Below are 1,153 nucleotides of genomic sequence, written 5' to 3'. Positions count from 1 at the left end.
GTGCCTTTTTACATAGAATTTTAAGAAATTCTTATATAACCAAACTGCCATTTTGTTGAATAAAAAAACGACCGCCGAAGCAGCCGATTGTTATTGAACTAACGCATTGTGTTAGCTTAATAAGAATTTCTCACCTCAGGTTTTTCAGGAAAAATAATGATTAATATAAAAAATGCAAAAACCGAAATCCAAAGAGATTCTATATTAGAAAAATTGCTATTAACATACTTCATAATTAGTAAAAAGAAAAGAAACCGAAACCTCCTCAACCAACTTGGAATATATCGATTACGATTACGATTAATTTTCTCTGCAAATTTATATAACAAGACCCAAACAATACCAACAGCTATTGAATTAAATAATGCCATTGACCAAGAAATATGATTCCAAAGTAAATTACCAACTAAAAAACCAAATACTAATATGACGATTACTAAATCAAAATAAAATTGCTTATTTAAATTTTTTCTCAAAAATATACCCCTCTTTACATAGAAACTACCTCTATTTTCATTAATTATACCAACTGAAAAAGTCTTTGTAATTTGGGGGAATTCGCACATTTTGGTCAAAAGAAAGAAGTATCTGTCGCAGCTCTTTGTGCAACTATCCTGCCATTTTGTTCAATAAAAAATGGACTGCCGAAGCAGCCCAACCTAATACAACTAACTAATGCATTAGTTAGTTGTATTAGCATTATACTATTTAGATGTATTAAAGTAATCACTTACTTTCTCAAAATGTCTAAATTGAAACTTTGAATTGATAAATAAACAAAAAAGATTCCTAAAATAAAAAAAAGGATGCTCAAAACATTCTTTTTCAAAATGAACTGTTCAACTCCATTTAAAATATTAATTAAAGCAAAAATAATTTGAAATAGCCCATTATAGAAATAATTAATACTATTAGTAGTAAAGGATTGAATACAAATTATTAATAATGGAATCAGCAAAATAAATTGGATAATTACTATTTGTTTAATTCTGTCTTTAAATATTCTGTTTATAAATTTACTCAAGATAGTGATCAAATTATTCTCCTTAAATATTTTCTTAATTTTATATCAATTTTAGCATATATTTCTCTGGCATTTCGTTTCTAAAAATTACCATCTCTTATTCCACTAATCTGCCATTTTGTTGAATAA

1 protein-coding gene is annotated in these 1,153 nt (G+C 26.6%); it reads right to left on the bottom strand.

The window, feature by feature from the left end:
• Nucleotides 1-116: 116 nt before the first annotated feature.
• On the bottom strand, nucleotides 117-476 hold the full coding sequence (locus CN514_RS21315) for a hypothetical protein (RefSeq protein WP_098234301.1): 360 nt from the start codon (nucleotides 474-476) through the stop codon (nucleotides 117-119).
• Nucleotides 477-1,153: the final 677 nt, after the last annotated feature.

The organism is Bacillus sp. AFS001701 (genome assembly GCF_002559405.1).
Taxonomy (GTDB): domain Bacteria; phylum Bacillota; class Bacilli; order Bacillales; family Bacillaceae_G; genus Gottfriedia.
The sequence above is the reverse complement of the archived record's forward strand: the minus strand, read 5'-3'. Positions and strand labels throughout refer to the sequence as shown.